Annotated in this window: 3 protein-coding genes; all 3 read left to right on the top strand. The window is 75.3% G+C overall.

Translation table 11 applies throughout. The annotated features are described in order from the left end of the window. Nucleotides 1-185 precede the first annotated feature (185 nt). On the top strand, nt 186-1,010 hold the full coding sequence (locus tag HGA02_RS15765; RefSeq protein ID WP_343035518.1) for a DeoR/GlpR family DNA-binding transcription regulator: 825 nt from the start codon (nt 186-188) through the stop codon (nt 1,008-1,010). Nucleotides 1,011-1,045: 35 nt separating this feature from the next. Continuing rightward, nucleotides 1,046-2,191 carry a galactose-1-phosphate uridylyltransferase gene (gene galT, locus HGA02_RS15760; protein ID WP_168680028.1) on the top strand — a complete coding sequence of 382 codons (1,146 nt, stop codon included), beginning with the start codon at nt 1,046-1,048 and terminating at the stop codon, nt 2,189-2,191. Next, nucleotides 2,188-2,668, top strand: a 481-nt coding sequence (locus HGA02_RS15755; RefSeq protein ID WP_281357197.1) for a galactokinase family protein, incomplete at its 3' end; no start/stop codon positions are given. The genes galT and HGA02_RS15755, both read left to right, overlap by 4 nt.

Genomic DNA, 2,668 nt, shown 5'->3' with positions numbered 1-2,668 from the left:
CCGGGCTCACGTTCTCGCTCGTCTACGGCCTGTCGTCGCGCCGTCGCAACCTGGCCGGCCGCTCCCTGGGCCTCACACCCTCCGCCCGCTGAACGACCGCGGGCGTCGCCGCCACGCGTCGCGCGGAGCGGCCGGGGATGCCGGCGACTGTTTGAAGTTGTTCGGTTGTGTGTGATGATGTCGGGGTGTTGGCGAGCCAGCGGCAGGAGCACATCCTCGCGGTCGTCCGGGCGCACGGCGCGGCCCGGGTGGCCGACCTCGTCGTGAGCCTCGACGTCTCCGACATGACCGTCCGGCGGGACATCGCGGAGCTCGCGCGCGCCGGCCTGGTCCGCCGCGTGCACGGCGGGGCCGTCGCACCCGACGCGGGCGGCCGCCCCACCGACGAGCCGGGCTTCGAGGCGAAGCGCACGTGGGCGCAGGACGAGAAGCGTGCGATCGCCCGCGCCGCGCTCGCGACGGTCGAGCCCGGTCAGTCGATCGCGCTGTCGGCGGGCACGACGACGCACCTGCTCGCCGAGCTGGTCGCCGCGACGCCCGCGCTGCGCCCGCTCACGGTCGTGACCAACGCGGTCGGCGCCGCGGACGTCCTGCACCGCGCGACGCCCGGTGACGACCGGCTCGAGGTGATCCTCACGGGCGGCGTCCGCACCCCGTCGGACGCGCTCGTCGGCCCCGTCGCCGACGCCACGCTCGCACGCCTGCGCGTCGACCGGGCCTACCTCGGCGTGCACGGCGTCGACGCGGACGGCCTCACGACGCCGAACCTCGCCGAGGCGGCCACGAACCGCGCGCTGATCGCGGCCGCGGCGGCCACCACGGTGCTCGCCGACCACACCAAGTGGGGCGTCACCGGCCTCGCCCGCATCGCGACGCTCGACGAGGTCGACGTCCTGCTCAGCGACGAGGGTCTGCCCGACGACGCCCGCCGCGTCGTCGCCGACGCGACCCGACTCCAGCTCACCTCCACGACCACGCCCGCCACCACCACCCCCGGAGAGCGCCCGTGAGCACCACCCCCGCCGTCCGCAAGACGGTCACGCACATGGCCGACGGCCGCGAGCTCGTGTACTTCGACGACAGCGAGCCCTACGTCTCGGGCGCCGCGACGCGTCGGCTCGACGACCCGCGCCCGCTCCCCGACCGGTTCGCGCCGGTCGTCGACGAGCACGGCGTCGCGCACCCGATCACCGGGCCGGAGCTGCGCCGGGACCCGCTGACGGGCGACTGGGTCGCGATCGCCGCGCACCGCATGAACCGCACGTTCCTCCCGCCCGCCGACGCGAACCCGCTCGCCCCGGCGCGTCCGGGCGCGACGTACCAGGACGGCGAGATCCCGGACACCGACTACGACGTCGTGGTGTTCGAGAACCGCTTCCCGTCGCTGCTCGCGGTGCCGGGCGTCGTCGACGAGCCGACCGCGGCCGACGGCGAGGAGCTGTGGACGGTCCGACCCGCCGCCGGGCGGTGCGAGGTCGTGTGCTTCTCGTCCGACCCGACGCAGTCGCTGCGGACGGTCGGACCGCGACGCATGCGCACGATCGTCGAGGCCTGGGCGGACCGCACGGAGGCGCTCGGCGCGCTGCCGGGCATCGAGCAGGTGTTCGTGTTCGAGAACCGCGGCAAGGAGATCGGCGTCACGCTGCACCACCCGCACGGCCAGATCTACGCGCTGCCGTACCTCGCACCGCGCACGGCCGCGATGGTCGCCCAGGCGCAGGCGCACCACGACGCGACCGGGCGCCTGCTGGGTCGCGACCTGCTCGACGCGGAGCTGCGCGCCGGGACGCGGGTCGTCCTGGAGTCGGAGCACTGGGTCGCGTACGTGCCGTTCGCGGCGCGCTGGCCCGTCGAGGTGCACCTCGCGCCGCGTCGCGACGTGCCCGACCTGCCCGCGCTCACCGACGCCGAGCGCGCGGATCTCGCGGACGTCTACCTCGAGCTGCTGCGCCGCCTCGACCTGTTCTTCGTCGACGACGAGTCGGCGATCCCCCTGCCGTACATCGCGGGCTGGCACCAGGCGCCCGTGCACGAGGGTCGCGAGGTGTCCCGGTTGTTCCTGCAGGTGTTCTCGGTGCTGCGCGCGCCGCACAAGCTCAAGTACCTGGCCGGCATCGAGTCGGGCCTGGGCGCGTGGGTCAACGACACGACGCCCGAGCGGATCGCGGCGCGTCTCCAGGACCTCGCATGAGCGCGGCGACGTGGGTCGACGCGTGGTCGGCCGAGGAGGGTGCGCAGCGGGCGCGGGCGCTGTTCACCGCGTCGTTCGACGCGGAGCCCGACGGCACCTGGTCGGCACCGGGCCGGGTCAACCTCATCGGCGAGCACACCGACTACAACGGCGGGCTGTGCCTGCCGATCGCGCTGCCGCACCGCACGTACGTCGCGGTGCGACGGCGCGACGACGACCGCGTGCGCCTGGTGTCCGCCCAGGACGCGGGCCGGCTGCGCGAGGTGCGCCTCGCGGACGTCGCGCCCCGCACGGTCGACGGCTGGCCGTCGTACGTCGTGGGCGTCGCGTGGGCGCTGCGCGAGGCGGGCCACGACGTCGGCGGGTTCGACGTCGCGGTCGACTCGTGCGTGCCGTTCGGCGCCGGCCTGTCGTCGTCGGCCGCGCTGGAGTCCGCGGTCGCGGTGGCCCTCGACGCGACGCACGGGCTCGGCCTCG

The sequence above is a fragment of the Cellulomonas septica genome (assembly GCF_012396155.1).
Classification (GTDB): Bacteria; Actinomycetota; Actinomycetes; order Actinomycetales; family Cellulomonadaceae; genus Cellulomonas; species Cellulomonas septica.
This window is presented reverse-complemented; position numbering and strand designations above follow the sequence as displayed.

What these genes read in the sequence shown, in the direction of transcription:
- galT (WP_168680028.1), top strand. Translation starts at nt 1,046, where the DNA reads ATGGCCGACGGCCGCGAGCTCGTGTACTTCGACGACAGCGAGCCCTAC.